The sequence below is a fragment of the Priestia sp. Y58 genome (assembly GCF_029522095.1).
GTDB lineage: Bacteria > Bacillota > Bacilli > Bacillales > Bacillaceae_H > Priestia > Priestia megaterium_E.
Map to the genome: position 1 here is coordinate 98,267 of NZ_JAKWFL010000009.1, position 26,917 is coordinate 125,183.

Genomic DNA, 26,917 nt, shown 5'->3' on the forward strand with positions numbered 1-26,917 from the left:
TGTGTCTGTGCATTTAGTATATGAAATGAAGTTTTCAAGAAAATAACCGGGAGATTATCTTTTCCTTAACATTTTCCAATTTTGTTAATCTTTTCGTAATGTTCTTATGCTAAAATCGAATAGGTATGAAATGAAACAGAGGTGATTTACGTTGGAAGATGCGTCTATATTGCTAGTTGATGATGAAATTGCCATCGTCAAAATGCTGGAGACAGTATTAAAAAAAGAAGGATTCAACCAAATTTATAAAGCTCACACCGCTCAAGAAGCGCTGGATGTTTTACATAATCAAACAATTGATATTATTTTGTTGGACGTAATGCTTCCCGATCAAAGCGGATTTGATATCTGTTCTAAAATTCGTGAGCTCTCAAACGCGTATATTTTATTCATAACAGCCAAAGTATCCGACCTGGACGTACTAACGGGTTTCGCCATGGGAGGAGACGACTACGTAACTAAGCCGTTTAATCCTTTAGAAATTGCGGCACGAATTAAAGCACGACTGCGCAGAAAGCAAGCGCTGACTGAAGGAACTTCTATAAGAACAGAACCACAATCGTCAAATCGCTATGAGTTTGATCGTTTTACTATAGATGAATCGGCAGGAGAACTCATTGTGGACGGTCAAACGGTTTCTTGCCCCGCACAAGTGTTTTTATTGCTTCTTCACTTTTGTAAAAATATGAATATTGTTCTTTCTAAATCACAGCTTCTTGAAGCCGTCTGGGGATATAATCAGTTTGTAGACGATAATACAGTAACCGTGCATATTCGAAGAATTAGAGAACGAATTGAAGATAATCCTAGCAACCCAAAACATTTAGTTACGGTACGAGGGCTTGGGTATAAATTAGTGAACGGAAAAGCGCTATGAAATCAATTAAAAGAAGGTTGACCTTTCATTTTTCATTTCAGTTTATTACAGTTATTGCATGTGTTTGCTGCATTCTTTTTTGCGCTTTAATATTTCTAGGCTATTACCTTACAAAACAAGATATCAAAAGAGACTTGCCCTCTGGGTCACTTAGCGTATTAACTACGGACACAACGGTTAAAAACGGGAAAGCGAACGTTTCAGAAGATTTAGCGAAACAGCTTAAACAAGAAGGACTATGGTATCAAGTGCTGAACAAACAAGGAAAAGTAATTGGAGAAATTAACTCACCAAAAGACTTGCCCCACCAATACGGTCTTTCCGAATTATTAGAAATGGATAAAACCAAGAAATTTAGAGGCTATAGTGTAGTAACAGAACTTGATACCTTTTTGACTACACCTACTTATTATATTTTGGGCTATAAAAGTGATTTAAAAAACCAGCTATATGCTATGTATGCTAACTATAATAAAGAAGGCGTGCCTCCAAAAAGTGATATACCTCTTATCAAAAAAGCGTTAAAAGAAAAAAATGCTTCGCTTCAAATTTTAAATGATAAAGGTGATATCTTAGCTTCCATTAGAATGCCTAAAGAAAAAAAACGCTACGATCCTTTAGAAATTATTTCCCGAAAAATTGAACAAGATAAATATGATTCAACAGCTACTGTATTTCATGACTCGAAGAAGAAAATTTCATGGATTTTTTACACTCCCAATAATTACCACAGTATAACCGATGAATCTATTATTCGAACAGCTTGGATGATCTCCATTATCGTAGCTGTTTCTGTTCTTATAGCCACTATCACTTTCTCCATCTGGAACGCTTTTCGCTACGGTGGCCCCTTACTTCTCTTCACCAGCTGGCTCGGGCGCATGGGAAGCGGAAACTATTCAGAAGTGCTAACAGAAAAAGAGCGGAAGCGCGTCTTTCGAAAGAATGGAAAGGTACGCTTACAATATCGTTTGTATTCAGAAGTAATCACAGCTTTTTATGAGATGGCGGAGCAGCTTAGCTTAGCTGAAAAAGAAAGAAAGCATTTAGAAACTACTCGCGAAGAATGGATGACGGGAATATCACATGATTTGCGGACACCTCTTTCAACAATTCAAGGATATGGCCATATGCTTGAAAGCGGCCATTACAATTGGAACGAAGAAGAGTTAAAAGAAATTGGCCAAACGCTGCGTGATAAAAGTGAATACATGGTGGAGCTTGTAGAGGATTTTTCATTGGCCTTTAAGCTTAAAAATAACGTAGTTGTTTTAGAAACAAAAAAAGTGGATATTCATCAATTACTTCAGCATATTGTTTTAAAATTCGTTAACGATAGAACCATTAAAAATGTTCACTTCTCTTATGTGCCAGCTCACCTTCAACCTTTTACTCAAGCTGATCCGCGCTGGTTTGAACGAATGCTTGATAATTTAATTTTTAATGCTATTAAACATAACCCTAAGAACACTACCATTACGATTTCGACCGCAATAAAAAGTGATCACGTCTTGATTACGATTCAAGATGATGGAATTGGAATGGATGAAGAAACGCAGAAAAATTTATTTGACCGCTATTACCGCGGCACAAATACAACCGAAAAAACAGAAGGCGCTGGACTTGGTATGAGCATCGCAAAAGCTATTTGTGAACTTCATAAAGGCCATATCGAGGTAAGATCTACTCTTCACGAAGGCACTGCCATTATCTTGCACCTTCCTCTTTCAGCAAATCAACAGCCGGACTAACCTCCTCCGGCTGTTTTTATACACCTACAGTCTCTCCGTGCTATAATGTACGCAACTATACATAGACACAAGGGGGAATTTTTGTTGAGTAAAGGCAGAATTTTAATAGTAGAAGATGAGCGCAAAATTGCTCGTTTAATTCAGCTCGAGCTTGAACATGAAGGGTACGAAACGGGCATGGCTTACACGGGAACAGAAGGATTGGCAGAGTTTCAAGAACACGATTGGGATTTGCTGCTTTTAGATGTGATGCTTCCTGAACTGAGCGGACTCGAAGTACTTCGTCGCATTCGAGCAAATGATGACCAAACGCCCGTTATCTTATTAACAGCTCGAGACGCCCTTCCTGATAAGGTAAGCGGACTAGATTTAGGAGCGAACGACTACATTACAAAGCCTTTTCAAATTGAAGAGCTTTTTGCACGCATTCGCGTATGGCTTCGCCATCCTGCATCAACATCGTCTGCTGAACAAGAAACGGCCACTCTTCAACTAGGCAATTTAGTCGTTAACGAAAAAACGCGAGAAGTTACACGTGAAAATGAAGCTATTGAGCTGACTCCTAAAGAATATGATTTGCTTGTCTATATGCTTCAAAACAAAAATCAAGTGCTGAGCTTTGAACAGCTTCTTACAAACGTTTGGGGATTTGATTATTACGGAGACACAAATATTGTATACGTATACATTCGTTATTTACGTAAAAAGATTGATGCTTCATTTTCAACTCCTTACATTCAAACAGTGCGCGGCGTTGGCTACATGCTGAAGGAGTAGCTTATGAAACTACAAACAAAGATTATTCTTACATCAACTGCACTGCTTTTTATTTTACTAGTAATTGCAAACAGTTCGATTTACTTCATTTTCAAGAAGACCATGGAAGACAACGCAATTGAACGTTTGCAAGCAGAAACAAGCAATGTAACAAATGGGCTAAAGCAAACGAGTGCGACGGTTAAACAAGCCAATTTGCTTCGTGCCTATTTGCCTCCTAACGGAATGATTCGTATTTTACCTAAATCCGGCAGTCCTTTAGTTGTATCCGTTACGGATCAAACGAAAGAGCTTCAGGACTTACCTTATTCCTATTATTCAAATGAACAATCAAGCATCAAAGAAGATGACGGCCATCTATACGCGATTTCACACACCCCTGTCATTTGGACGAACGGTGAAGTTGTTTCTTTGGAAGTCACGGAACAACTGGCAGATGTGGAACAATCTCTGCAGACATTAAAATTTATCTTGCTCATTGCCTCTCTCGTTATATTAATTCCAACTATATTTGCTGGACGGCTTTTAAGTAAAATTATTTTGCGGCCTATCAAATCTCTTATTCATACTATGGAAGAAATTCAAGTGTCTCGCACATTCAAAAAAATTGACCTCTCTTCTCCTTCTAAAGATGAGTTAGATCAAATGGCCAACACCTTCAATAATATGATGGATTTATTAGAGGAAAACTATAAAAAACAAGAGCAGTTCGTATCCGATGCTTCTCATGAATTAAAAACACCCCTGACCGTTGTAGAAAGCTATGCCAATATGCTAAAACGATGGGGAATGAAGCGTCCAGATATTTTAGAAGAAGCCATTGAAGCCATTCACTCTGAGTCTTTACGCATGAAACAGCTTACGTCTCAAATGCTGGTGCTTGCGAAAGATGAGTCGCAGTGGAAGCTTCACATGGAACACGTAGATGCAGCGGCCGTCTGCAGACAAACAATCAAACATCTAGAACAAGCCTTTGAACGAACCATTTATTTAAACGTAAAAACCGATCAGCCCGTCGTAACAGCCGATGAAAAACGCTTAAAGCAGCTGCTGTACATCCTCTTAGATAATGCCATTAAATATAGTGAAAAAGCAGTGGAAGTAACTATAACAAGAAGCGAAAGCTTTATGATTACGGTCACGGATCAAGGAATTGGTATCCCAAAAGAAGACTTATCAAACGTGTATGAACGCTTTTTTCGCGTAGATAAGGCAAGAAATCGAGAAACCGGTGGTTCTGGACTTGGATTATCCATTGCTCGAAAGATTGTAGAAGCTCATAGCGGGCGTATTGAGATTAGCAGCCAAGAAGGAAAAGGGACATCCGTGACGGTTTGCTTTCCTCTTTGATTTCTCGCCTTTTCTTAGAGATTTTTAAGAATTGCCTGCTATACTACTTTTTAAGATACTGGAGGTGAATGTATGAAGAAAACGGTGCTTTTTATACTTATTTTTCTTGCCGTTGGTTCAGCTTGCTTTTACGGAATAGCAAAAGCAGTGAATCGGCCTGATACACTTTTATCCGAATCGGACGTCAGCAGTATCATCCAGCAAAAATATGGCGGCACTATTGAAAATGCAAGCTTTTCTCAAAAAGATGATGAACCGATTTATCAAATCACTTTGCTTAAAGATGATATTCCATACCACATCACAGTAAATGGAAAAAATGGAGAAGTCCAGTCATTAATCAAACAAAAAGTAGAGAAACAAACGTCTACTCAAACAAAAAATGATACAGAAGAAGAGCAAAAAAAGAGCGAGCAGCCACCAGTTTCTCCTACATCCGACGAGCCTCTCATTTCAATGGAACAAGCAAGAGACATTGCTTTACAAAAAGTAAAAGGAACGTTTTCTTCAGTTGAAATAGAAGAGGAAGAAGGCCAAACCTTCTACGAAGTCGAAATTGATCAGTCTAAAACAAGAGAAGCTAAAGTGATGATCAATGCTTACTCTGGACATGTAGATTCCATCACCTATGAAAATGATGATGATTAAAAGGTACAGCAGAAAGCTGTGCTTTTTCTTATCCATTTTTATTTATTTCTAAGAAAATTTTAAACTTCTTCTTCTTTTCCTTTAAAGTTCATTGGCTAAGATAGTCTTAACAACAAATCAAGGAGGCTGTAACATATGAAAGTTATTACAACCGTTTTAGCCAGTGCAGTATTAGTCGGTGGATTAGGTGCAAGTGCAAGTGCATATGCCATGACAGATCAGTCCAAAAGCAATGACAAGAAGCAAACCACAACGATTGAAGAAGCAAAGGCAAAAGACATTGCTCTTCAAAAAACAGACGGCGGTGACATTACAAATATCCAATTAGCCGTAGATGACGGCGTTAAACAATATGAAGTAGACATCACAAAAGGTAATAAAGAATACGATGTAGATATTGACAGCAGCAGCGGTAAAATCATTGAATTTGATGAAGACCCAAAAGATGATGATGAGAAAGAAGAGAATCTCCAAAACGCTTCCCCTGCCATTTCATTAGATCAAGCGATAAAAACAGCTTTAAAAAGTGCTAAAGGAACCGTTAACGAAACGGATTTAGACCAAGAAAACAACCGTTTAGTATATGAAATTGAAATTGACACTGCTGATCAACGTGAAGCAACTGTTTCAGTAGATGCGAAAAACGGTGACGTAATCAGTGTAGAAATAGATGATTAATAGAAAAAGCACGCTCCAAAAGGAGCGTGCTTCTTTTTTATACCGCTAATTTAATAACCGTTAATACAATACCAATCAAGAATCCACATAGAGCGCCGTTCACTCGAATCCACTGCAAATCTTTTCCGACATTGTTTTCCATCATATCCACAAGTGTTTCATCATCTAATTTATCTAAGTTTTCTTGAACAAGCTGTCCAATTTTCGAATGATTCTCGTCTACAAAGCTCATGATTTGCTTTTGAATAGCCGTATCAATTGCTTCTTGACGCTCTGCATCCGCTTCAAGAGCATTCAGCCAGCTCTCTACGTAAGGAACGGCGTAACTTTTCATAAATTCAGGGCTTTCAATGAATGCTGTCACTTTCACTTTCATTTTATCAACGATTTCTGTTAATTTATTCGTTACATTTAATTCATTAATCGTTTTTTGTTTCCATGCTTCTAATTTTCCAAGAAGGTCTTCATTCTGCTCCAAGCCCTGCAGCTCTTTTCTAATTCCATTTACCAAAGCAAGGCGGTATTCATCATCTTCGTTACGAAGACGCCCTGTAATAGAAAGCAATAAATTTTGCAAAATAGATCCTAGCTTCTCTTCATTAATCATGCTTTGAAATGATTTGAGAGCGAATTGTAAAATACCATCAAGCTCAATATTATCAAGCGCATTTTTAGCAATACTTCCGAGCTGATACTGCGTTTCTTCTTTTTTAATCCAGCTCTCTCCTTTATTTAAAAGAACATCAAGCGCTTTTTCATCATACTGATTTTTTACCACTTCTCCAACAATCGAATGCACAATAGGCTTTAACTCTATTGCTAAAAGCGATGATTTGAGCTCTTTTTCAATAATAGGAACGACTTTATCTGTATCCACACGATTAATCGCATCAACAAGCAGTGCTGTTCCTTTTTGTTGAATCGTTTCCGAATGAACACCTTTTCGAACAATCGGAAGCAAACGCTGTGTAAACGCAATTCTTTTTACTTTTTCTTGAATACTTTCTTTTGACAACCAGTCGTTTTCAAGGGTTGAGACTAGCCCTCTTGTAATACGCTGTCTGTTTTTAGGAAGCAGCGCAGTGTGTGGAATAGGAATGCCTAAAGGGTGACGAAAAAGAGCCGTAACGGCAAACCAATCCGCTAATCCGCCGACTAACCCAGCTTCGAACCCACCTTGAAGCAACCGACCCCAAATTGAATGACCAAAAGGCATTGTCGCAACGAAGCCCACTCCCATAATCGCCAAAGAAATCACGGCTAAGTGCTTTGATTTCTTCTTTGGGTTTGTTGTAAATACATTATTTGATTCCATTATAGTCCTCATCCTTTATTTATTTAACTAAACATTTCATCTAGAAATATGTAACGCGATACAGAAATTTCCGCAAAAAAAAAGAAAGACAAGCTTTTACCCTCGTCTTTCTAGTATATTGCCTTTTTGCTATACTTCAAACTTTTTTTCTTTTCGACTTTTATTAATAAATGAAAAAATAAGGAGTACGACCAGGATAACCGCACATACGCTGGATCCAATCACATTGTTTTTATTAAACATAAATGATACAAAAATAACAAGCAGTGCTGCTGTTGCAAAGAGCGTTGTATAAGGAAACCACTTTAATGCGAAAAACGGCTTTTCTTTATATCCTTTACGCAGCTTTAATTGAGCTAAACAAATGCTTACCCAAATAAGAATAATCGTGAAACCTGGAATAGTCATTAAATAACTAATTACATTATCCGGCGTTTTATAGGCTAAAAACACACCTATTAAAATACAAGCAGCCGTAATCATCAAACCGTTAATCGGAATACCGTTTTTTGAAACTTTCAAGAAGCGCTTGGATGCTTCTCCGCTTTGAGCCATAGCATAAAGCGTACGCGACGTTGCATACATCCCTGAATTGGCTGCTGATAAAACGGCCGTCAATAAAACAAAGTTCATAATATGAGCCGCTCCCGGAAGTCCAGTGATACTAAACACTTGCACAAACGGACTCTCTTGCCCTGATACAGAATTCCAAGGCATAAGGCCGCAAATAATTAAAATAGGCAAAATATAAAATCCAATCACTCGCCATACTGTGCCTTTGATCACTTTCGGTAAGACGTTTTTCACATCTTTTGTTTCCGTTACGGCCACACCAATTAGTTCAGCTCCGCCGTAAGAGAACATTACAATTAAAAAGGCACTAAGCACACCGCTCATGCCGTGAGGGAAAAAGCCTCCATGAGCCGTATAATTTGCCCAAGGATTTTGCACATCGCTTGGAATCACACCGAATAAAATAAAAGCTCCCAAGATGATAAAAGCAGTAAGAGCAATTACTTTAATACCGGCAAACCAAAACTCAATTTCTCCATAATACTTCACTTGAAATAAATTCATCCCTACAATCAGCACTGCACAGAGAAAGCTTAAGAGCCAAAGAGGTACAGAAGGGAACCAAAACTTCAAAAAGCTTCCTCCCGCAAGCAGTTCAACAACTGTCACGACAATCCAGTTCACCCAGTACAGCCACCCTACAATAAAAGAGGTTTGCGTACCGAATGCCTTATGCACTAAATTTTGTACGTTCATATTCGGATAGACAATTGCCATCTCCGCCAATGCTGTCATTACAATAAATAAGATAAGACCCCCAAATAAATACGCCAGTACAACACTTGGTCCTGCAATACCTAGCGTATCAGCACTGCCTTTAAAAATGCCTGTCCCAATCATACCGGCAAGCGCAATGAGCTGCACATGGCGAGGCAACAGACCTTTTTTTAAATTTTGATCTTGTTTTTCCATGATGCCCGTCCCTTCTATTCATTTTACGTGTTAGTTTAACCAAATCACTTCTTGCGCAAAAAACCCTACCGGATATTCAGTAGGGGGTGAACCAACACTGTTTTTCTTCTCTATGATGAATGAAAATGATCTGATTTTACCACTGTTACTTTAGTCATTTTATGCGTTGAATCAATACATTGTCAATGTTATTTATTTTCCAAAAATAAAGTCAAAAGAGTATCTACACCCTTTTGACTTCTAGTCTTCGTGCAATGATGGATAAAGCATAGTTTACAATAAAATACATCATCGCGATGATTAAAAACATCGGCACCACGTAACTTTGTTTCTGGCCGTAAATGATTTGAGCGTTATGCAGCAAATCAGGAAGTGCGATCACTACTGCAAGCGACGTATCTTTTAATAAGGAAATAAATTGACTAACTAAAGGAGGTACCATTCTCCGCAAAGCTTGGGGCAGCACAACGAAACGAAGCGTTTGATAATAGTTTAAACCTGATGATCGTGCCGCTTCGATTTGTCCTTTTTCAATTGATTTTAATCCGCTTCGGATAATCTCTGAAATCATAGCAGATTCAAATACAGTGAGGGCCACAATCGCTGCTGACGTAATTTCCATATCAATTCCGATTTCAGGTAAAGCAAAGTATGTAAAAAAGATGATTAAAAGCAGCGGCAAATTCCGGATAATTTCTACGATAAAAGCAAGTACATGAGACAGAACTGGAATACGAGCATACCTTAAAATACCTACTATACTTCCAATAAGAAAACTTAACACAATCGAAATGAATGCTACTTTTAAAGTGACCCAAAATCCTTCCATTAAGAAGGAAAGGTGATCAGGAGAATAAGCACCCATAAAATCCATCACTTTCACTCCTTTCAGCTTGTTTTACCAAGACGTTTCTCAAGATAACCAACTCCTAAGCTTAACGGAATGGTTAGAACTAAATAGAACAAAGCCACAAAAATATATACATCAAACACTACGTAAGTTTGAGAGGAAACAAGATCCGCCTGATACATTAAATCAAAACCAGCAACAATCCCTAACACGGATGAGTTTTTGACTAAATTAATGAATTGATTCCCAAGAGGAGGAATGACGATTTTAATGGCTTGAGGCAATACAATGAACCGCATCGCCTGACCGTACGTGAGGCCAGATGAACGTGCCGCTTCAAGCTGCCCTTTTGGAACTGCCATAATTCCCGCTCGTATAGCTTCGGCTATAAAAGCTGCCGTATAAATAGTTAGTCCCAGCACTCCGGCTGCTGTACCGCTGATTCCCGCCACAATAAAAATAAAAAAGACGATAACCACAAGGGGAATATTCCGAATGAACTCTACATAGACCGTACCAATTACATTTACTATTTTGAGAGGGGCTATTCGCATTACCGCAATGATCGTACCAAGTACAAAACTGGCCACTAAAGCGATCAGGCTGGCGATAATGGTGTACTTAAAACCTTCTAAATAAAGATCCATATTGTTCGTCAGAATTGAAAAATCCAACAATTTTCTTCCTCCTTTCAACTAAACAAGCAGGATGAGCATAATGCTGCTCATCCTGAGAAAAGAAAACTGTACGCTTATTGTTTGATCCACTTGTCGTGAATTTCATCATATTTTCCAGAGTCTTTTATCTTTTTAAGCGCATCGTTTAATGCATCTACAAGCTCTTTGTTTCCTTTTTTCACAGCAATGCCATAAGGCTCTTCTGTGAACGGCTTTCCTACTAATTCATAAGAAGGATCTTCATCAGCCATTCCATAAAGAATAGCATCGTCAGTTGTTAAAGCATCTCCTTGCTTAGATTTTAAAGCTGTAAATGCTTCTGCATAGTTTTCAAATTCTAATACCGTTGTCTCTGGTGCTTTTTCGCGAATATTAATAGCTGAAGTTGATCCTTTAACAGCCAACACCTTAGTACCTTTCTTCAAATCATCGATGCTTTTAATTTTACTGCCTTTTTTCACAAGCAGAGACTGTCCGGCTTGGAAATATACATCCGTAAAATCTACTTCTTTTTTACGTTCGTCTGTAATAGTCATTGTCGCAACAACAGCGTCAATATCTCCTTTTTGAAGAAGAGGAACCCTTGTTTTAGACGTAACTTCTTTAAATTCTACCTTGTTTTCATCCCCTAAAATTTCTTTAGCCAGCTGCTTAGAAATATCAACATCAAAACCTTCCACTTCACCTGTCTTCGGATTTTTTAATCCGAACAAACGCGTATCATTTTTAACTCCAATAACAATTTTCCCTCGGTCTTTGATTTCAGTGAGCGCATCTTTTTTAGCTGATGATCCACTCGTTTCTTCACTTTTCCCTCCACAAGCCGCTAACATCATAGCCGCTGCTAATGAAAGCACAGCTGCCTTTAAAAACGTTTTTGATTTTTTCATATTACTCCCCCTATTAAACAATTAATGATTTAAAATACGGCTAAGAAATAAACGTGCCCTTTCTTCTTGCGGGTTTTCATAGAACTCAGCCGGAGTTGCCTCTTCTAAGATTTTTCCTTGATCCATAAATACAATGCGGTCCGCTACTTCTTTTGCAAACCCCATTTCATGAGTTACAACTACCATGGTCATTCCTTCTTTAGCCAATGTTTTCATGACATCCAGCACTTCTCCAATCATTTCTGGATCAAGAGCAGAGGTAGGCTCATCAAAAAGCATAATTTCTGGCTTCATCGCGAGTCCCCTCGCAATAGCTACCCGCTGCTGCTGCCCGCCTGAAAGCTGGGACGGGTAGGCGTTAGCTTTTTCACCGATTCCGACTTTATCTAAATAGTATAGAGCTGTTTTCTTAGCTTCTTCTGACGACTGTCCCAATACTTTCATAGGTGCTAACGTGATATTTTCTAAAACCGTTTTGTGCGGATATAAATAAAAATGCTGAAACACCATACCTATATTGCGGCGCAGTTTGTTAATATTTGTTTTTTTATCCGCGACCAATATATTATTTACCGTTAACTGTCCGTTAGATATTGTTTCTAAATAATTTATGCATCGCAGCATCGTGCTTTTACCCGAACCCGACGGTCCAATTACGACGACAACTTCCCCTTTTTTAATCGTTAAATTGATATCTTTTAATACGTGAAAGTCACCGTAATATTTATTCACTCCCTCAAAAACAATCATTTTCCCCCTCCTAATCTGCGAACAACAACAAATATTTAAATTTTTAAAATTTTTAAAATATATTAAAAATTATATTCTTACCCTCAAAACAAAGTCAACAGTTGACAAATTATCTCTTTTTTGTAATCAAAATGAACTATCTTCAAATAAAATATGCTAGAAAAATAAAAGGTTTTGTCGGCATCCGCCGATATGTAAGCATACGTTCGCTAGGCTGAAGGTACTTGTATAAGCTTAATCAATAGATTATATTAGTTAACGCATATCTTTATACAAATTGTCTTTCATTTTTATAGGGCATTTTTCTCTAATCACTTTTCTTTCTACTCATCCGTTTGTGTTTTTATTATATTAATATATATAATTCTCTTGTCAAAAAATTAACAAAAAAGAAAGTACAAGATTTCAGTCGCGTTAGAGGTTCTGACATAAATATAATGAAATTATGTTGTTCCTTTAAAAAAACACACGCTTTATTAGCGTGTGTCGTCTGTTATATTTTCCGGACTTATTTGAAAATGCGGATAATCTTTAAACCCTTTCCAATCTCCTCCCCATTCGAATCCTAATTTTTTTGCTATAGCTACAACTTCCATCCAATCAGATTTATTGTTGTTATTACCGTCATATTCCATATCCCAAATAACTCGTCCATCTTTTGACTGAATAGCAAAATCAATAGCTAGTCCATAGTTGTGGTAGGACTGGCCGCCCTTTGAATAGGTCACAATGTTGCCTTCTTCCGTCCTGCCTTTTGCATAAAGCTTATCTTGTTCTTCTTTTGAACGGAAACCTTCCGTGATGACAATCGAGATTCCTTGGTCACTTGCTTGTTGAACAAGTTTATTTTTCTTTTCTTCTACGACAGGATGTAACTCAGTTGCTCCTGAAAAATCTTCTAGCGTTGGACCTGGCTTTAACTCATCGCGAAACAAAAATACCAGGCTTACCGCTATCACAACTATCAAAGCTATTGCCAATTTTTTAAGAACATTCATCTATATAAAGTCTCCATTCTTTTTTACTGTTGTTTAGATAAAATCATATCGGATTTCATTTTGTTATCCAATAAAAGAGCTGTATAGTTCAACAAACGTCTATATTTTTTCGTTTTTTATCTATTTTCACCATTTTTTCACTATTGGTGGTTACATTAACAACTGTGGACAGCTCTGTACCACCCCCCTATAACTTTTAAGGAGTGACAACAGCATGAAAAAGAAACTATTCGGTTATATCATGGCAAGCGGTTTAACACTAGGAGTTATGGCCGCTGCAAATTCCACGGCATTTGCAGCAAGCAAAGATGAAACAAGCTCTTCAACAGTTGTAGAGCGAACAAATGGCAGTACAACAAATACGGATGATACAACACAACAAAAAGTTGATGATATTATGAAAAAAGCACAGGAAAAATTACAGAAGCTCGGCGTAAGCTTGCCTCAGCACAAAGACGGCCCCTTCAGCAATCTAGATGCAGCTACTAAAGAAAAAGCCAAAGCTATCATGAATCAGCTGCGCGATGGCACCCTGACTAAGGAACAAGCTGAAGCCAAATTAAAAGAACTGGGCGTGAATTTTCCTGAACATAAAGGCGGTCCTTTTAACAATTTAGATGCGGCTACGAAGAAAAAAGCTGAAGCTATCATGGATCAGCTGCGCGATGGCACCCTGACTAAGGAACAAGCTGAAGCCAAATTAAAAGAACTGGGCGTGAATTTTCCTGCTAAAAAGAAAGAGTTTCTAAGCGGGGTAGATGCTGAAACAAAAGCGAAAGCTGAAACCATTTTGGAAGATGCAAAAAAAGAAATTCAAAAGCTTGGCGTTACAATGCCGTTTGAAAATCACGAGCACAAAGCTCAATAACTAAAAAAGCTACTTGGCTGCTGAGAGCCAAGTAGCTTTTTTATGATGCAGTTTTCCTTCTCACTAACGTCATGTACACACCTAATGCTAATAAATCACAGACCATAATCACAATGCCCATCGGCAGAGCATTTTGCCCTCCTCCAAGACCAACAAGAGGAGCTACGGCTGCTCCGAGCAAGAACGGAAGCAACCCTAGAAGCGCTGAAGCACTTCCCGCGTTCGAAGCTTGATTTTGCATAGCGAGTGAAAAAACGGTTGTGTTTACAATTCCTACGCTCGATACTACAAAGAAAAGAGAGATGCAGACCAAAATAACGGACATGTGAGTAGCAATCACAGCCACTAAAAGCACGCTTCCAACGGCTGCTTGAAGCAATCCATACATAAGAAGAGTAGCTTCTTTTATTTTACCCGCTAAACGTCCTGTCACTTGAGTAGCTATAATGAGTCCAAAACCGTTAATCGCAAAAACAAAGCTGAACATCTGCGGAGACAGGCCATAAATGTCTTGAAGGACAAATGTAGAACCTGAAATATAAGCAAACATGGCACTCATAATAAAACCTTGCGCCAGCGCATATCCCACAAAGACACCATCTTTTAGCAATACGCCAAACGTACGCAGTACTTCTGTTAATCCACCTTCTTTACGGCGTTCGAGCGGAAGCGTTTCTTTTAAACCAAATAAAACGGCAAAAAACATTAGTGCACCAATCACTGCTAGCACACCAAATACTCCTCGCCACGACATAATCGTCAGCAGCTGTCCGCCAGCAACCGGAGCTAAAATGGGAGCTAAACCATTTACAAGCATAAGCATGGAGAAAAACTTTGTTAAATCCGAACCTGAAAACAAGTCTCGTACGCTCGCTCTTGAAATAACCATTCCTGCTGCTCCTGCCATTCCTTGAATAAATCGCAAAACGATAAAAATCCAAATAGAAGGCGCAAACACGCATAAAATAGAAGCGATCGCATAGGTGATTAATGCTGCTACAAGCGGCTTTTTCCTTCCGCGAATATCACTGAATGGCCCCATGACCACTTGCCCAAATGCTAAGCCCAATAAGCAAGCTGTCAGACTGACCTGCGCTAAAGAAGCTGAAGTATGCAGTTCTTTCGCAAGCGTCGGCAGCGCTGGCAAATACATATCGATTGATAACGGTCCAAATGCGCTTAGTGAACCCAAAATTAAAATAAATAAAATGCGATTTCCTCGGCTTAAAGACATTCCTTGGGAAATACTTTGCTGATTCATCTATTGTTGTCTCTCCCTTCAGCAGTTCTACAATAGTCTCATCTTAAACCCTCCAGCTACTGGATAGTCAAGCCGTAATTCGAATTTGAATTTCAGTCAGCCGCTCTTCTTCATGATGTGAAATAAATGAATCTACAATCCTCCGAATTAAGAAAGGACCTTCTGCTTTGTACCCTTCCGCTTTAATAAAGTTCAGCAGCGCATCGTAATAGACTCCTGTGGTATCTCTCTTTTCTCTCATATAAATAGATGCGTAATCACCTTCAGGTATTAACGTAACGAGTTCATGCTTAAAAGAAACATCGCTTTCGACCAATAAAAAAATGCCATCGTAATCTGTAAATTGTTGTTTTTTCGTATTTTCTACCGATAGCATAAACCCTACTTTCCCAATCATAATCGGGGTAATATGACTAATTTTCTTTTTTAAATCACGCAGAACACTTTCAGTCCCATCTAACGTACCTACCTCTGCTTTTACTTGCACAACTTCCCGAGAAGGAAGGTGTTTGATGAACGGGGCTCCTATTTGGTTAATATGTCTCGTCTGTTCTAATTCCTTCATTCGAGTTGTTAACTGCGTATTCACTCTTTGAAGGTGACGAATTTTTTCTTTTGTTACCTGCTGATATTCAGCTAAAGTTTCAATAAATTCATCCAAGCTGCTGTGCTCCATCTTTCTTTTAATTTCTTTTAACGGAACTCCCATCAGCTTTAAATAGACAATGATATCTAATTTCTTAAATTGTTCTAACGTATAATATCGATAACCGGTTTGTGGATCAACTTCGTAAGGCTCGAACAGGCCAATTTCATCATAATAGCGAAGTGTTTTAACCGGAATATCATGCAGTCTGGCCATTTGCCCAATCGTAAATTTATTTTGCATATGAGTTCACCTTCTTTATGTAAAGCTGCTTGCACTTAAAGCAAGCAACACCGTAATTCTCATCATTCATTTAGTTCTTGTACAAGCTCTCCCACAATAAGATGTGCAGGCAGCTCTTTTGCCAGCGTAAATCCAGTTCCTGCCCACAAAGAAGTGTACTCTGGATTATTCATTTGTGTAGCTTTTGCTCGAATAGGCTTTGTCATATAATGAATATGAGGGTAAGCGGATGGTGCCGATTTATCATAGAAAGTAAAAAAAGAATTCACAAATCCTCTAGCACGTTTTCCTGTAAAAGCTCGTGTGACACCTGTTTCATTAAAACGCTTTTGAAGAATGCTTTCTTTATGAAGAGCACTCGCTCCGCTTTCTGGACAACAAATAAAAGCTGTACCTAACTGTGCAGCAGAAGCTCCTTCTTGTAACACGCGTTTAATGTCAGACCCCCTCATCAACCCTCCTGCAGCAATCAATGGCTTTTTAGTGATTAGACGGACTTCTTTTAGCAAATTCATAAGCTGATAGTCCACTGAACTCTCTAAAAAAGTAGACCGATGGCCGCCGGCTTCAATTCCTTGCAAACATAGCGCATCCGCTCCTGCTCTCAAAGCTACTTCGGCTTCTTGAGGTGTTGTAATCGTAACGAAAACACGGCTTCCATTTCCTTTTAAACTTGCTACAATCTCTCGATCCGGGCACCCAAACGTAAAGCTCACAGCAGGTACTCGATGTTTTTGAATGATGTCGAGCTTGGCACTCCATTCATCATCATCATTCTTTGGTATACCAACTTCACACTCCAAATATTCAGCTGCTTTTGACAGTTCCTTTTGATAACAATCAAGTGCATCAACTGCTACTTTTTCACTTGTCGGAACAAACAGATTCACTCCAAAAGGTTTTTTCGTAAGTGAGTGCATCTCTATAATTTCCTGCTCCAATTCACGCGCGCTTTTATATCCCGCGGCTAAAAACCCTAGCCCTCCGCTATTAGATACTGCTGCAGCTAGTTTAGGCGTCGAAACTCCTCCTGCCATGGGAGCTTGCACAATTGGATATTTACAAATATCTTCCACACTTCTCACCTCAGCCTTTCATGCGTTCTCTCTTCATTCTACTATAACCCCAGAAAAAAAAAGAGATTGAGAAATAACAAAATAAATTCAATTTAAAGACGAACAAATGGGATAAATGAATTAGTATGGATCACTTTTAACACCGCTCTTGATTTCCGTGCAAGACTTCGCTTTCCGCGGGCGGCCGTTGAGCCTCCTCGTTGCTTACGCTCCTGCGGGGTCTCACCTGTTCCGCTTTTCCCGCAGGAGTCTTCGTCTTGCCCTCCAATCAACCGCTAGAAGCTACTATATACATGAAACCTACGTTTACTATGCCAATGAAAAAATCCGAACGATGAATTGAGATTCTCCATAAAGAATCTCAATTCATCGTTCGGACCTTCCTTCCACTAAACTACTTTTGTCTGATCTTTTTTCCATATATAGATTATGCACTTTTCAAAAATCACGATCATAAATCGTACTAAGGAACGCGCACTACCTGATTATTCCCTCAAAGGTTCACCTATGCGGATGGCACTAACCCCGCAAGGGGAGTGACAGCCGCTTAGGTTTGAAAGCAAGACCTGACTGTTCTTTGATCAGGTCTTGCTTTTTACATCGATTACTTATAGTGGAGGAACTTTACGCACACAGCTTCTGGAACCGTAACATTAGATTGAAGAAGCGTTAGCTTTCCACTTTCTTGGTCTCTTTCAAACAGTACCAAGTTTCCTGTTTCTTGATTAGACGCTACAATAAATTGTTCCGTTGGATCCAAAACAAAATCGCGCGGCCAGTCGCCTTCAGTGCCTGTCCATTCTACGAATGTTAACTGTCCAGAATCCTGATCTACTTTGAATGTTGCAATCGAGTTATGTCCGCGGTTTCCTGCATAGACAAAGCGGCCATCTGAAGAAATGTGGATCGCACTCCCTTGATTATTTTCTGTAAAATCAGCCGGGATCGCTAAAGTAGCTTGTTGTTGAGTAAAGCTTCCTTTGCCTTCGTCATAAGTTAAAAATAAAACTTCAGAGCTGAATTCTGTCATTGCATAGGCATAGCGGCCATTTGGATGGAACGTTAAATGTCTAGGACCCGAACCAACAGATGTAGAAAGACTGTTGACTTCCTTCAATTTATTCTCTTCCACTTCATATGTCACGATTTCATCAATACCTAAGTCCACAACGGCCACGTGCTTTTCTCCAGGAGTAAAATCGGCATAGTGTACGTGTGGTTTTCCTTTTTGTCCTTTTTTGAGGTCTGAATGAGGGTGTTCCACTACGGATGCTACATATTCAATTTCCCCTGTTTCTTCATTAACAGAATACGTCTCAACGCTCCCTTTATGAAAGTTAGCAGATAAAACAAGCGTATTGTCTTCATTCACCGAAACATAGCAAGGAGGCGCACCGTCTAGCAGCTGTTTGTTTACAAACTTTAGTTGCCCCGTGTTGGGATCAATCTTAAAAGCAGCTACTCCGCCTTTTTCTCCTTCTTTAATAACTGTATAAAGATGTTCGTTGTCTTTACTTGCATTTAAGTATGTAGGATTTTCAATTTTAGCCACGGCTTTTACTTCTACAATCTTTTTAGCCTTTGTATCTAACGTAAATGTATAGACACCTTCACTACCTGCTTTTGTGTATGTACCTGCAAATCCAATAAATTTTCCATGTTCACTCATTTTCCTATACCCCTCCTAAAGAATTGTTTTGTTTCATTTATTTTACTATATCATACCGCATTTGTTGTAGAGAATGCTTTCATTAAACGTTCATTTATCAGTTTTCCCTACATGCCTATCGTCAAACCCTTCCTTTTTAAGCCTGCATCTTGCATTTTCCTACCATTGGGCGTTATGATTAAGGATGATTTTATATCGCCCCATAGCAGACGGCTTCTGTATTTCTTGGATTTTTAAATAAAGAAAAATGAACTGATGAATAGTCGACTTTCATCGCTATAACCGCTGCTCAACTTTTTTCGTAAAGTTACATCCAAAAAGGAGTGAACAACAATGATCACATTAAAAAGTGAACGCGAAATTAATTTAATGCACGAAGCAGGTAAATTATTAGCTTCTTGTCATAAAGAAATCGCTAAAATGATCAAACCAGGCATAACAACAATGCAAATTGATAAATTTGTTGAAGAGTACTTAGCAAAGCACGGAGCAACGCCGGAACAAAAGGGATACAAAGGATATCAATATGCAACGTGCGCTTCTTTAAATGATGAAATTTGCCACGGTTTTCCAACAACTAAACCGTTAAAAGACGGTGATATCGTAACCATTGATATGGTTGTAAATTTAAACGGAGGCTTAGCAGATTCCGCATGGACTCATACCGTTGGAGAAATTTCAGCCGAAACACAGCGTCTAGTAGATGTTACATACGAAGCGCTTTTAAAAGGAATCGAGCAAGCACAGCCAGGAAATCGCACAGGTGACATCGGCCATGCTATTCAAAGCTATGTAGAAGGCGAAAAATTCTCTGTGGTACGCGACTTCACAGGACACGGAATTGGAAATACCATGCACGAAGCACCTACCATTCTTCACTACGGAAAAGCTGGCAAAGGTACACGTTTAAAAGAAGGTATGGTTATTACAATTGAGCCAATGGTAAACGCTGGTACATGGCATTCTAAAATGGATAAAAACGGTTGGACGGCTCGTACAACAGACGGTAAATTATCCGCTCAATTTGAACATACACTTGCGATTACGAAAAACGGTCCTCTTATTTTAACAGCACATTAAAAAACAGCCCTTTTGAGGCTGTTTTCTTAATGTAGAGGAAATTTAATAACAAAAACTGTGCCGCTGGAAGAAGTAGATAATAATTTAATCTGTCCTCCGTGGCTTTCTAGAATACGCTGAGCAATGGGCAGACCAAGACCTGTGCCGCTATCTTTTGAAGTGGAAAACGGCTGGTACAGAGACTGCTGCATATGCAAAGGAATTCCTTTTCCAGTATCTTCAATGTATAGACAGTAGCTATCTTCATGAACCTGCGAGTAGATTGTAATGACTCCTTCTCCATCCATGGCTTCCATACTGTTTCGAATTAAATTATGAAGAACTTGTTTGATTTGCTTTTCATCTACCTTTAATATATACGGCTGCAGTTTCACATCGAAGATAAGCTTATCTTTTTCTGTGAATTTGCTTGAGTGAGTAATCAAAGGCAATAGCTCATTAATAATCTCCTGCATGCTGACTTTTTTCATCACCGGAGTCCCTGGTTTTGATAACAACAGCATTTCTTCAATGATGTAGTTAATCCTCTCTAGCTCTTTCATAAGCAAAGGCAAGTAAAAACGCTTTTTCTCCTCATCAGAAAGAGACTGATTCATAAGAGATATAAATCCATGAATCACGGCAAGAGGATTACGAATCTCATGAGCAGCTCCGGCTGCCACTTCTCCAACTAGAGCGAGTTTCTCAGACTGATGCATTCGCTTTTCTAATTCTTCGGTATCCGATATATCAATGAAATAAAAAATTCTTCCGATGCTTTCGTTCTGCTCGTTAAACAGCTGCGTTTGAGAGGCTAAAAAGCAATAGCACGTCTCTTTCGTTCCAAATAATACTTTTTTATTTTCGTGAATTTCTCCCGAATTCAACATGCTCCAAAATTCAGTATTATATTCAGGACATTCTTCCATATACCCGCAAATATCCTTTTCGTCGAGATCTAAAAACTGCTTTGCTGAGGTATTGGCAAATATACTATTTGTCTCATCTTCCATTGTAATAATTCCAACAGGCAGTGAATTTAAGATCTGCTGGCGATACGCTTTATCTTTAATGATTTTCCAAAATGAATCTTCTAAACTAACCGACATTTGATTGATAGAAGCCGAAAGCTGCTTCAACTCAATTTGCTTTGTGTCTTGAAGAACAAGACCGTATTCTCCGTCTGCGATGTCATTCACTTTTTCAATCATTTGTTCAATTGGTTTCGTAAGGCTCGCACTCATGCGATAAGAAGCATAAAGAGAAGCCACAATAGCACTTACTGTTAAAATCAATAGTAAAATTAATGAATCTTTAATAATGGCAGACAGTGTATCTGATAGTGTATCAAGTGAATCAACTGTCTCTTCTTTTGAACTATTAATATCTTTTTTTATCTGATGCAGATCCGGCAAATAATTTTCCTTAAGATACTCTTTTGCTCCCTCTATATCTCCGTACTTCAGCAGTCCCTGCACGTTATTAGAAATCTTAAAATCCAGCAGCTCTATTTTTTCCTTCAGCGGAATCAACGATTTTGGCACAGGCTGCTTATACTTTTCATTGTCTTCAATAACTCGTGTATCATATGATTGATATTCTTCTATCAAAGAGACAGTGGGGTTCTTTAGATTATTTTTCACAATGTATTCTTTTATGTTCAGCTGCTCTTCCCAATAAGAAAGCCACACCATTTGAGGAACATCTTCATCTTTAATTTCGTTGCTTACATGATTCATTTTATCAATGGCATGCACTAAAACTAAAGAGAACCCGCTTAACATGAATGTAATCAAAAGAAGAATCGTTAATATTTGGCTACGGAATGACATGTTGCGAAATAATTGATTCATAATCATCTCTTTCTTTTTCATAGTTACTTTGGCTGTGTAGACATTCTAACTTTCGAATATAAAATTTGTTTTTCCCGCTTACTGTACATCGGTCCAAAAGGCGCTAGTTTATAAACACCGTCCCTGGCGTCAAGTTTGACTTCTCCAGATGGAAGACCTTTTTTACTAAAATAGTCTTTCATAATCACGTTGTAAGCTTGAGGAACATCATTTATCACACTTGTTAAAATAACAGACCTACCCATGTACGCCTGATCATCTAAATATCCTATTACGTACATTCCTTGTGTTTTCGCTTCTTGAATAACTTCTTGATTATACGAATTTCCTTTAGCATAAACGATATCGACACCTTGAGCTTTTAACTCGCGGAGCAGCTTTACTGCTTTTGCTCCATCGTCTCGGCTGTTTACAACTCGATAATAAAAAGCAATCGATGAATCATACGCTTTGATTCCTTGTTCGAATCCTGGATTTTTTTCTTTTGCAAATGTATCGAGTAATCCAATTTTTTTCGTTTTTGTCTTCATGGCAGCTGCCGTACCTGCCAGATGCTCTATTTTTGTTTGATCAAATGTATATACAGTTTGGTTTTTATACATTGAAGTACCGTGAATGGTGACGAAATGAACATGAGGATACTTAGGAGCTAGTTCTGTAAAAACGGTAGAAAATTCTCTTCCATGTCCAATTACGACTTTTGTTCCATTTTGAATAACTTTTTCAGCAGCTTCCTTCATTTTTTTGTTCGTATTTACTTCGCTAATAACTTGAGCCGAAACAGGGTACTGCTGCTCAATGTTGATTTTTCCTTTATAAGCTAGACTGCCCCAGCTTTGATCCGTCAGTACATCAGAGGTGAGAATTGCAACGCTTGTGTTTTCTACTTTTTTTGTCGTTTGCTGACTTATAATCCCATGTGTTTTCGAAATAATAATAATTAAAAACGAAGCGACAACAATCAGGGCAAGCAATAAGATCAGCCTTAACTGTCTTGATCGTTGCATAGACCTTCTCCTTTTTGTTTAGCATACTTTCATTATATAAAAAAAGCATCTAAAAAGACTACATCTTTAACGAAATTCCAACTTTTTTCGACATTTCTTTCATATCTTACCTTTTTTAACACTTTCACACCAAAAAAAAGCAGAAAACATCTGTTTTCTGCTTCTGCCTTCAATCTTCATCTTTTACGTCCATATCTTCAGGGATTGGCTCATTTAGGTATTCTTCAATTTGTTTTTTGTACTTTTCCATTTGCTCTAAATGGGTGTTAAACTGCTCTTTATTTAATAAGTAGTTTTCACCATCAAATATAGCCCGTACTTTTCCTTCTTGAATCAATTTCTGTACATATTCTTCAGGAAAAGATAGATACTCTGCTGCTTCTTTTATCGTTAAATACATCCTGCTCCACCTTTTATACGTTATATTGTACTTCTTCTGTAGCTTTAACCATTAACTCATACTGACGCAAGCGAAGCTGGAATAATGTTAACGGATCATAGTAAGCTTCAGGATTGGCTTTCATATGACTTAACACGTCTTGATTTTCATTAATATGCGCCTGTGTTTCTTCAATCGTTTCTTTTAAAACCTCTTTTGGCTTTTCAAAGAATAGTTCAATATCAACTTCTAAATTTTTCTCAAATAAATTAAATTGCATAAAAAACTTTGCCAGCATAGATTCTGTGATATCTTGATAGTCTTGACTTTCAATGTACTTTTTATATTGATTATAAAGCAGCGTTTGATTTTGAAGAATGGAAGAAAACAGCTTTCCTGCTCCTTTTAACAAGAGCTGCGTTGGATTAACGCGAAGTAAAATATTTTCTTCATCCAGCTGAACCCGATTAGCCATACGATTAACGTCGCGGCGCCAGTCGTCCAGCACTTTAAAATCGCAGGCTAACGTTAATTTTTGCTCATTGTACATCTTATTTAATGACTCTGCTACTTCTTCAATATCTACTTGACTCGCAATCAGCTCTTCATTTGATGTAGCAATCCAGTCCTTTAAAGAAATGCGGAACTTAGGTAGGACATCTTGCTGCAAGTGCTCTTCCACACGCATATTCATTTGTTTATTCAGCTCAATATGAACCGTACTAAAATCACTGTCTTCCTTCACTAATTCTGAAGACTTTTTGAGTAAACGAGGAATTTTATTTTTTAGCTTTTTGCTAATATCCTCTTTGATGCCGTGATAAGCCGAAACAATACTACTTGCTTTTTCTTGTTCTAAGTCATCCACTCGATGCAAGAAGCCATTTAATCGCACAAGCATATCTTCGTTCCATTTAATGCTTTCAATCAAATGATTTTCTGTTTGATTTCTCTTCTCCACTAAGCTCTTTAGCATGCTTTGAATGAAGAACAGCAGTCTGCGCGCACGCTCTTCTACTCCAACGTCGTTTGGATCGTAATAGAAATTAGCTTTAATAAACTGAGCCAAGTCTCCGTGGTGCTGACTCGATACGTAGTGAGGCGTATAGGCTAATACATGTGCCTGCGGGAAATCAGCTCCAATGCTTGCTTCAAATTCTTTTGTAATTCGCTCAATCGTTGCTTGATTATAAAGACTGTCCATATTGTTGATAACAAAATGAACTGGCGTATTTGGCGCATGCTCTTTAATCTCCAGCAATAATTCTCTTTCTTCATCAAGCAGCGATTCTTTTGCATCAAGCACAAACAGTAAACCATCTGCTAAAGGAGCATATTTAAATGCATCCTGCTTACGCGCCTCTTGTTCTGTAAAGCTTGGCGTAACAATGCATGAACAATTATGCTTATCAAGGAACGCAAAAGGTTTTTTCACTTCTACAAGCGCCTGGTGAGAAGATTGCTCCGCTCCGTCAATCGTTTCCATCGGAATGATTTCTTGATCAGCGATTTGCTGGATAGATTCTTCTTCATCATGAATGAACACAAAGGTTGTTTCGTGATTTTGCGGTACCTTTTCTTCTGTAATCGATCCCACAAATGAAGACGTTGCAGCATTTGTTCCTGTAATTAATAAGTGTGTCGTATGAGCATCTAATAAAAAGTCTACCCACCATTTAAAAGTATGCCCCACTTCTAAACCATTTTCATTAGCCCATTTAATAATGCCATGGCAAAGCTTGTAGTGATATTCAAGACCATCAATGTCGTTACGCGCCTCAAAAATTAATCTGCCTGCATTTTCGATTGTAATGGTATCAATAGTTGACGGAAACTTTTCATTCCATGAAAGCACAGCTGCAGACGGAAATAACGCACGTGACTTATTGGTAATTTTAAGCCAGTTTGTTAATACGTTCGGAATGACTTCATGCAATTCCTTTACAGAATGATCACTTTCCATTAAGTCGGTGTACGTCTCTTGATAAAGAGTTGAAATCTCTTGCCAATAATCATAGAGGCCCACTTCAATATTCAAGAAAATATCATTGATAGTTTTAATCCAAGCAAGATAAGGAGGCTGACTTTTATATTGTTTCCATAAAGCTGAGACAAGCTGTTTGAAATATACTTGGTCCACTTTGTAAAATGAAATCATCACTTGATAAAAATAGTTAGGGATAAAGTTTGCTGTATATCCTTTATCTACGTAAGTCTTTAATACAGCAAACCAATTTAACGATTCCGTTCGAATACACTCATCTACCGCAAGCTCCACTGCGCTGTTAAAGTCTTCTTGCTCTTCATAAAATCTGCGTGCAATCGCCGTGACGTTTGGATAATCCGGCTGAGAAGCAACCAGCTCGTTAATGACTTCATAAGCTCGTTCAATATTGTTATAGTCCGTATAAAGCGAAAACAGCTTCAGCGCTATTTCAGCTTTTAATACTTTTGAATCCGTTTCGATGGATAGGTAAAGCTCTTCAGCGAGCGTAGACAACCCCAATTCATAATGCGCGTCGGCCGTATTTTTCTTCGCCCACAGCTTAAACTCGCCATTTACATTCTCCCACTTAAAAATCGCAGATTCAAAATCTTGGTTGTGGAAGTACACTTCTCCCTGAGCTAAGCGAATGAGCGATAAGTCGTACCACTCTTTTTGCTGCTCTTCGTAATAAGCTTGTCCAAGGACTTTTACAGGCGGCTGATTTTCATTTTCTTGCATAAACGTTTCGTAATACTTCTTTTTCGTTAACTGATATTCTACCGTCATATAGTCTCTCCTTTTTGATGTCAATATTTTATGTACTCTATCAAATTCCCTTTTTTATACTTTTCATACACGATATTTTCTTACTCATATTTTACGCAAAAAAAGCCTCAAGAACTACTCTTAAGGCTTTTTTTATAACTTTTATACTATAAAAATGGCTATTTATCATAAATCGGCGCTGAAATAACAAATATATTAATAGGCATCCCGTCGAAACAGCCCCATTACTTCTACCGTTTCCGTAATATTTACGAAAGCTTCAGGATCCACAGATTGAATTAACTGCTTGAGGTTTGCAAGCTCATAGCGTGAAATCACCGTCATTAATATTTTACGGTCTTCTCTTGAATAAGCTCCTTCACCGTTCATTAACGTCACGCCGCGCACCAAATTCGTAAGAAGCTGCTGCTTCATTTCTTCGCCTTTTCTCGTAATAATGGTTAACGTGAGCTTAATATGGCGAGTATGAATCGCATCCACTACTTTTCCTGTGACGAAAATCGAAAGCATCGTATATAAAGCCGCGTCCCAATTCACAAAAAAACCTGAAACAAATACAACCACGGCATTCATCGCTGATAATATAGCGCCAAGCGGAAATTCTTTTTTATGCGTAAGAAGCATCGCAATAATATCAAATCCACCTGTCGAAGCTGACTGACGAAAAACAAATCCTACGCCAATTCCAGTTAAAACTCCTCCAAAAACAGCTGACAGAATAGGATCTGTACTAACAGCTCTCAAGGGAATCACGTATAAAGCAATTGATAAAGCCACAACGGACAGCAGGGTATGTAAAACAAACCGCTTTCCTAACTTCATAAAACCAATAATTAAAAGGGGTAAATTTAACAAAAAATTCATTGTTCCCGTGCTTGCAGGCGTTAAAATTCCTATAATCATAGCAATACCGCTAATACCGCTGCTTAGCACTTTATGGGGGATTAAAAACCAATTGTATGCAAATCCAATTAACACAGAACCTGCTATAATAGCAATTGCTCTATACATGATGTCCCTTCACCTCTTACCACAAA

Annotated in this window: 25 protein-coding genes; 8 read left to right on the forward strand and 17 right to left on the reverse strand. The window is 38.3% G+C overall.

Features of this window, described 5'->3' with window-relative positions; all coding sequences use genetic code 11:
* Positions 1-151 precede the first annotated feature (151 nt).
* The 6 genes from MMB68_RS22660 (at position 152) to MMB68_RS22685 (ending at position 6,081) form a co-directional block, all read left to right on the forward strand.
* Positions 152-877 carry a response regulator transcription factor gene (locus MMB68_RS22660; protein ID WP_269871726.1) on the forward strand — a complete coding sequence of 242 codons (726 nt, stop codon included), beginning with the start codon at positions 152-154 and terminating at the stop codon, positions 875-877.
* Positions 874-2,628 (forward strand): sensor histidine kinase, encoded by a 1,755-nt coding sequence (locus tag MMB68_RS22665; protein WP_221785258.1) that lies wholly within the window; start codon positions 874-876, stop codon positions 2,626-2,628. The genes MMB68_RS22660 and MMB68_RS22665 overlap by 4 nt, the downstream gene beginning before the upstream one ends.
* 45 nt (positions 2,629-2,673) lie before the next feature.
* On the forward strand, positions 2,674-3,405 hold the full coding sequence (locus MMB68_RS22670) for a response regulator transcription factor (protein ID WP_269871725.1): 732 nt from the start codon (positions 2,674-2,676) through the stop codon (positions 3,403-3,405).
* A gap of 3 nt (positions 3,406-3,408) precedes the next feature.
* Positions 3,409-4,755 carry a HAMP domain-containing sensor histidine kinase gene (locus MMB68_RS22675; protein WP_221785256.1) on the forward strand — a complete coding sequence of 449 codons (1,347 nt, stop codon included), beginning with the start codon at positions 3,409-3,411 and terminating at the stop codon, positions 4,753-4,755.
* A 72-nt stretch (positions 4,756-4,827) separates the two neighbouring features.
* Positions 4,828-5,403 carry a PepSY domain-containing protein gene (locus MMB68_RS22680; RefSeq protein WP_116739645.1) on the forward strand — a complete coding sequence of 192 codons (576 nt, stop codon included), beginning with the start codon at positions 4,828-4,830 and terminating at the stop codon, positions 5,401-5,403.
* Positions 5,404-5,538: 135 nt separating this feature from the next.
* Positions 5,539-6,081, forward strand: a complete 543-nt coding sequence (locus MMB68_RS22685) for a PepSY domain-containing protein (protein WP_221785255.1) — start codon at positions 5,539-5,541, stop codon at positions 6,079-6,081.
* Positions 6,082-6,118: 37 nt separating this feature from the next.
* On the opposite strand, the gene MMB68_RS22690 is transcribed toward MMB68_RS22685, so the two are convergent.
* From MMB68_RS22690 to MMB68_RS22720, 7 genes are all read right to left on the reverse strand, one after another.
* The gene (locus MMB68_RS22690) at positions 6,119-7,396 is read right to left on the reverse strand and encodes a DUF445 domain-containing protein (RefSeq protein ID WP_221785254.1); all 1,278 of its coding nucleotides are present in this window, start codon (positions 7,394-7,396) and stop codon (positions 6,119-6,121) included.
* Positions 7,397-7,525: 129 nt separating this feature from the next.
* Positions 7,526-8,881 carry an amino acid permease gene (locus MMB68_RS22695; protein WP_221781179.1) on the reverse strand — a complete coding sequence of 452 codons (1,356 nt, stop codon included), beginning with the start codon at positions 8,879-8,881 and terminating at the stop codon, positions 7,526-7,528.
* A 223-nt stretch (positions 8,882-9,104) separates the two neighbouring features.
* Positions 9,105-9,755: an amino acid ABC transporter permease gene (locus MMB68_RS22700; protein WP_013081471.1), complete on the reverse strand. Its 651-nt coding sequence runs from the start codon at positions 9,753-9,755 to the stop codon at positions 9,105-9,107.
* A 14-nt stretch (positions 9,756-9,769) separates the two neighbouring features.
* Entirely contained in the window at positions 9,770-10,408 is a 639-nt protein-coding gene (locus MMB68_RS22705) for an amino acid ABC transporter permease (protein WP_016762799.1), read from the reverse strand.
* A 74-nt stretch (positions 10,409-10,482) separates the two neighbouring features.
* Entirely contained in the window at positions 10,483-11,298 is an 816-nt protein-coding gene (locus tag MMB68_RS22710; RefSeq protein WP_193422712.1) for a transporter substrate-binding domain-containing protein, read from the reverse strand.
* A 21-nt stretch (positions 11,299-11,319) separates the two neighbouring features.
* Positions 11,320-12,048 (reverse strand): amino acid ABC transporter ATP-binding protein, encoded by a 729-nt coding sequence (locus MMB68_RS22715; protein ID WP_221785253.1) that lies wholly within the window; start codon positions 12,046-12,048, stop codon positions 11,320-11,322.
* Positions 12,049-12,524: 476 nt separating this feature from the next.
* Positions 12,525-13,046: a M15 family metallopeptidase gene (locus tag MMB68_RS22720; RefSeq protein ID WP_221785252.1), complete on the reverse strand. Its 522-nt coding sequence runs from the start codon at positions 13,044-13,046 to the stop codon at positions 12,525-12,527.
* Between the two features lie 214 nt (positions 13,047-13,260).
* On the opposite strand from MMB68_RS22720, the gene MMB68_RS22725 reads away from it, so the two are divergent.
* The gene (locus MMB68_RS22725; RefSeq protein ID WP_221785251.1) at positions 13,261-13,914 is read left to right on the forward strand and encodes a hypothetical protein; all 654 of its coding nucleotides are present in this window, start codon (positions 13,261-13,263) and stop codon (positions 13,912-13,914) included.
* Between the two features lie 40 nt (positions 13,915-13,954).
* On the opposite strand, the gene MMB68_RS22730 is transcribed toward MMB68_RS22725, so the two are convergent.
* The 5 genes from MMB68_RS22730 to MMB68_RS22750 all read right to left on the reverse strand — a co-directional run bounded on the left by MMB68_RS22730 (position 13,955) and on the right by MMB68_RS22750 (position 18,809).
* The gene (locus tag MMB68_RS22730) at positions 13,955-15,175 is read right to left on the reverse strand and encodes a multidrug effflux MFS transporter (RefSeq protein WP_221785250.1); all 1,221 of its coding nucleotides are present in this window, start codon (positions 15,173-15,175) and stop codon (positions 13,955-13,957) included.
* A gap of 67 nt (positions 15,176-15,242) precedes the next feature.
* Positions 15,243-16,064, reverse strand: a complete 822-nt coding sequence (locus MMB68_RS22735; protein ID WP_221785249.1) for a MerR family transcriptional regulator — start codon at positions 16,062-16,064, stop codon at positions 15,243-15,245.
* A 62-nt stretch (positions 16,065-16,126) separates the two neighbouring features.
* On the reverse strand, positions 16,127-17,140 hold the full coding sequence (locus MMB68_RS22740) for a nitronate monooxygenase (protein ID WP_221785248.1): 1,014 nt from the start codon (positions 17,138-17,140) through the stop codon (positions 16,127-16,129).
* Positions 17,141-17,232: 92 nt separating this feature from the next.
* Complete coding sequence (locus tag MMB68_RS22745; protein WP_264408778.1) at positions 17,233-17,412, reverse strand: hypothetical protein; 180 nt, start codon at positions 17,410-17,412, stop codon at positions 17,233-17,235.
* 332 nt (positions 17,413-17,744) lie between these two features.
* Positions 17,745-18,809: a lactonase family protein gene (locus MMB68_RS22750; protein ID WP_221785689.1), complete on the reverse strand. Its 1,065-nt coding sequence runs from the start codon at positions 18,807-18,809 to the stop codon at positions 17,745-17,747.
* A 333-nt stretch (positions 18,810-19,142) separates the two neighbouring features.
* On the opposite strand from MMB68_RS22750, the gene map reads away from it, so the two are divergent.
* On the forward strand, positions 19,143-19,889 hold the full coding sequence (map, locus tag MMB68_RS22755) for a type I methionyl aminopeptidase (RefSeq protein WP_221785690.1): 747 nt from the start codon (positions 19,143-19,145) through the stop codon (positions 19,887-19,889).
* Positions 19,890-19,915: 26 nt separating this feature from the next.
* Here the strand turns inward: map and MMB68_RS22760 are convergent, their stop codons facing one another.
* From MMB68_RS22760 to MMB68_RS22780, 5 genes are all read right to left on the reverse strand, one after another.
* Positions 19,916-21,721, reverse strand: coding sequence for an ATP-binding protein (locus MMB68_RS22760; protein WP_221785691.1), 1,806 nt, complete (start codon positions 21,719-21,721; stop codon positions 19,916-19,918).
* Between the two features lie 23 nt (positions 21,722-21,744).
* Entirely contained in the window at positions 21,745-22,728 is a 984-nt protein-coding gene (locus tag MMB68_RS22765) for a BMP family ABC transporter substrate-binding protein (protein ID WP_221785692.1), read from the reverse strand.
* Positions 22,729-22,897: 169 nt separating this feature from the next.
* Positions 22,898-23,128 (reverse strand): helix-turn-helix domain-containing protein, encoded by a 231-nt coding sequence (locus MMB68_RS22770; protein ID WP_013055062.1) that lies wholly within the window; start codon positions 23,126-23,128, stop codon positions 22,898-22,900.
* A gap of 13 nt (positions 23,129-23,141) precedes the next feature.
* A complete protein-coding gene (locus MMB68_RS22775) occupies positions 23,142-25,880 on the reverse strand; it encodes a GTPase domain-containing protein (RefSeq protein ID WP_221785693.1) in 2,739 nt (912 codons plus the stop codon).
* 195 nt (positions 25,881-26,075) lie between these two features.
* Positions 26,076-26,891, reverse strand: coding sequence for a YitT family protein (locus MMB68_RS22780; RefSeq protein WP_013055060.1), 816 nt, complete (start codon positions 26,889-26,891; stop codon positions 26,076-26,078).
* Positions 26,892-26,917: the final 26 nt, after the last annotated feature.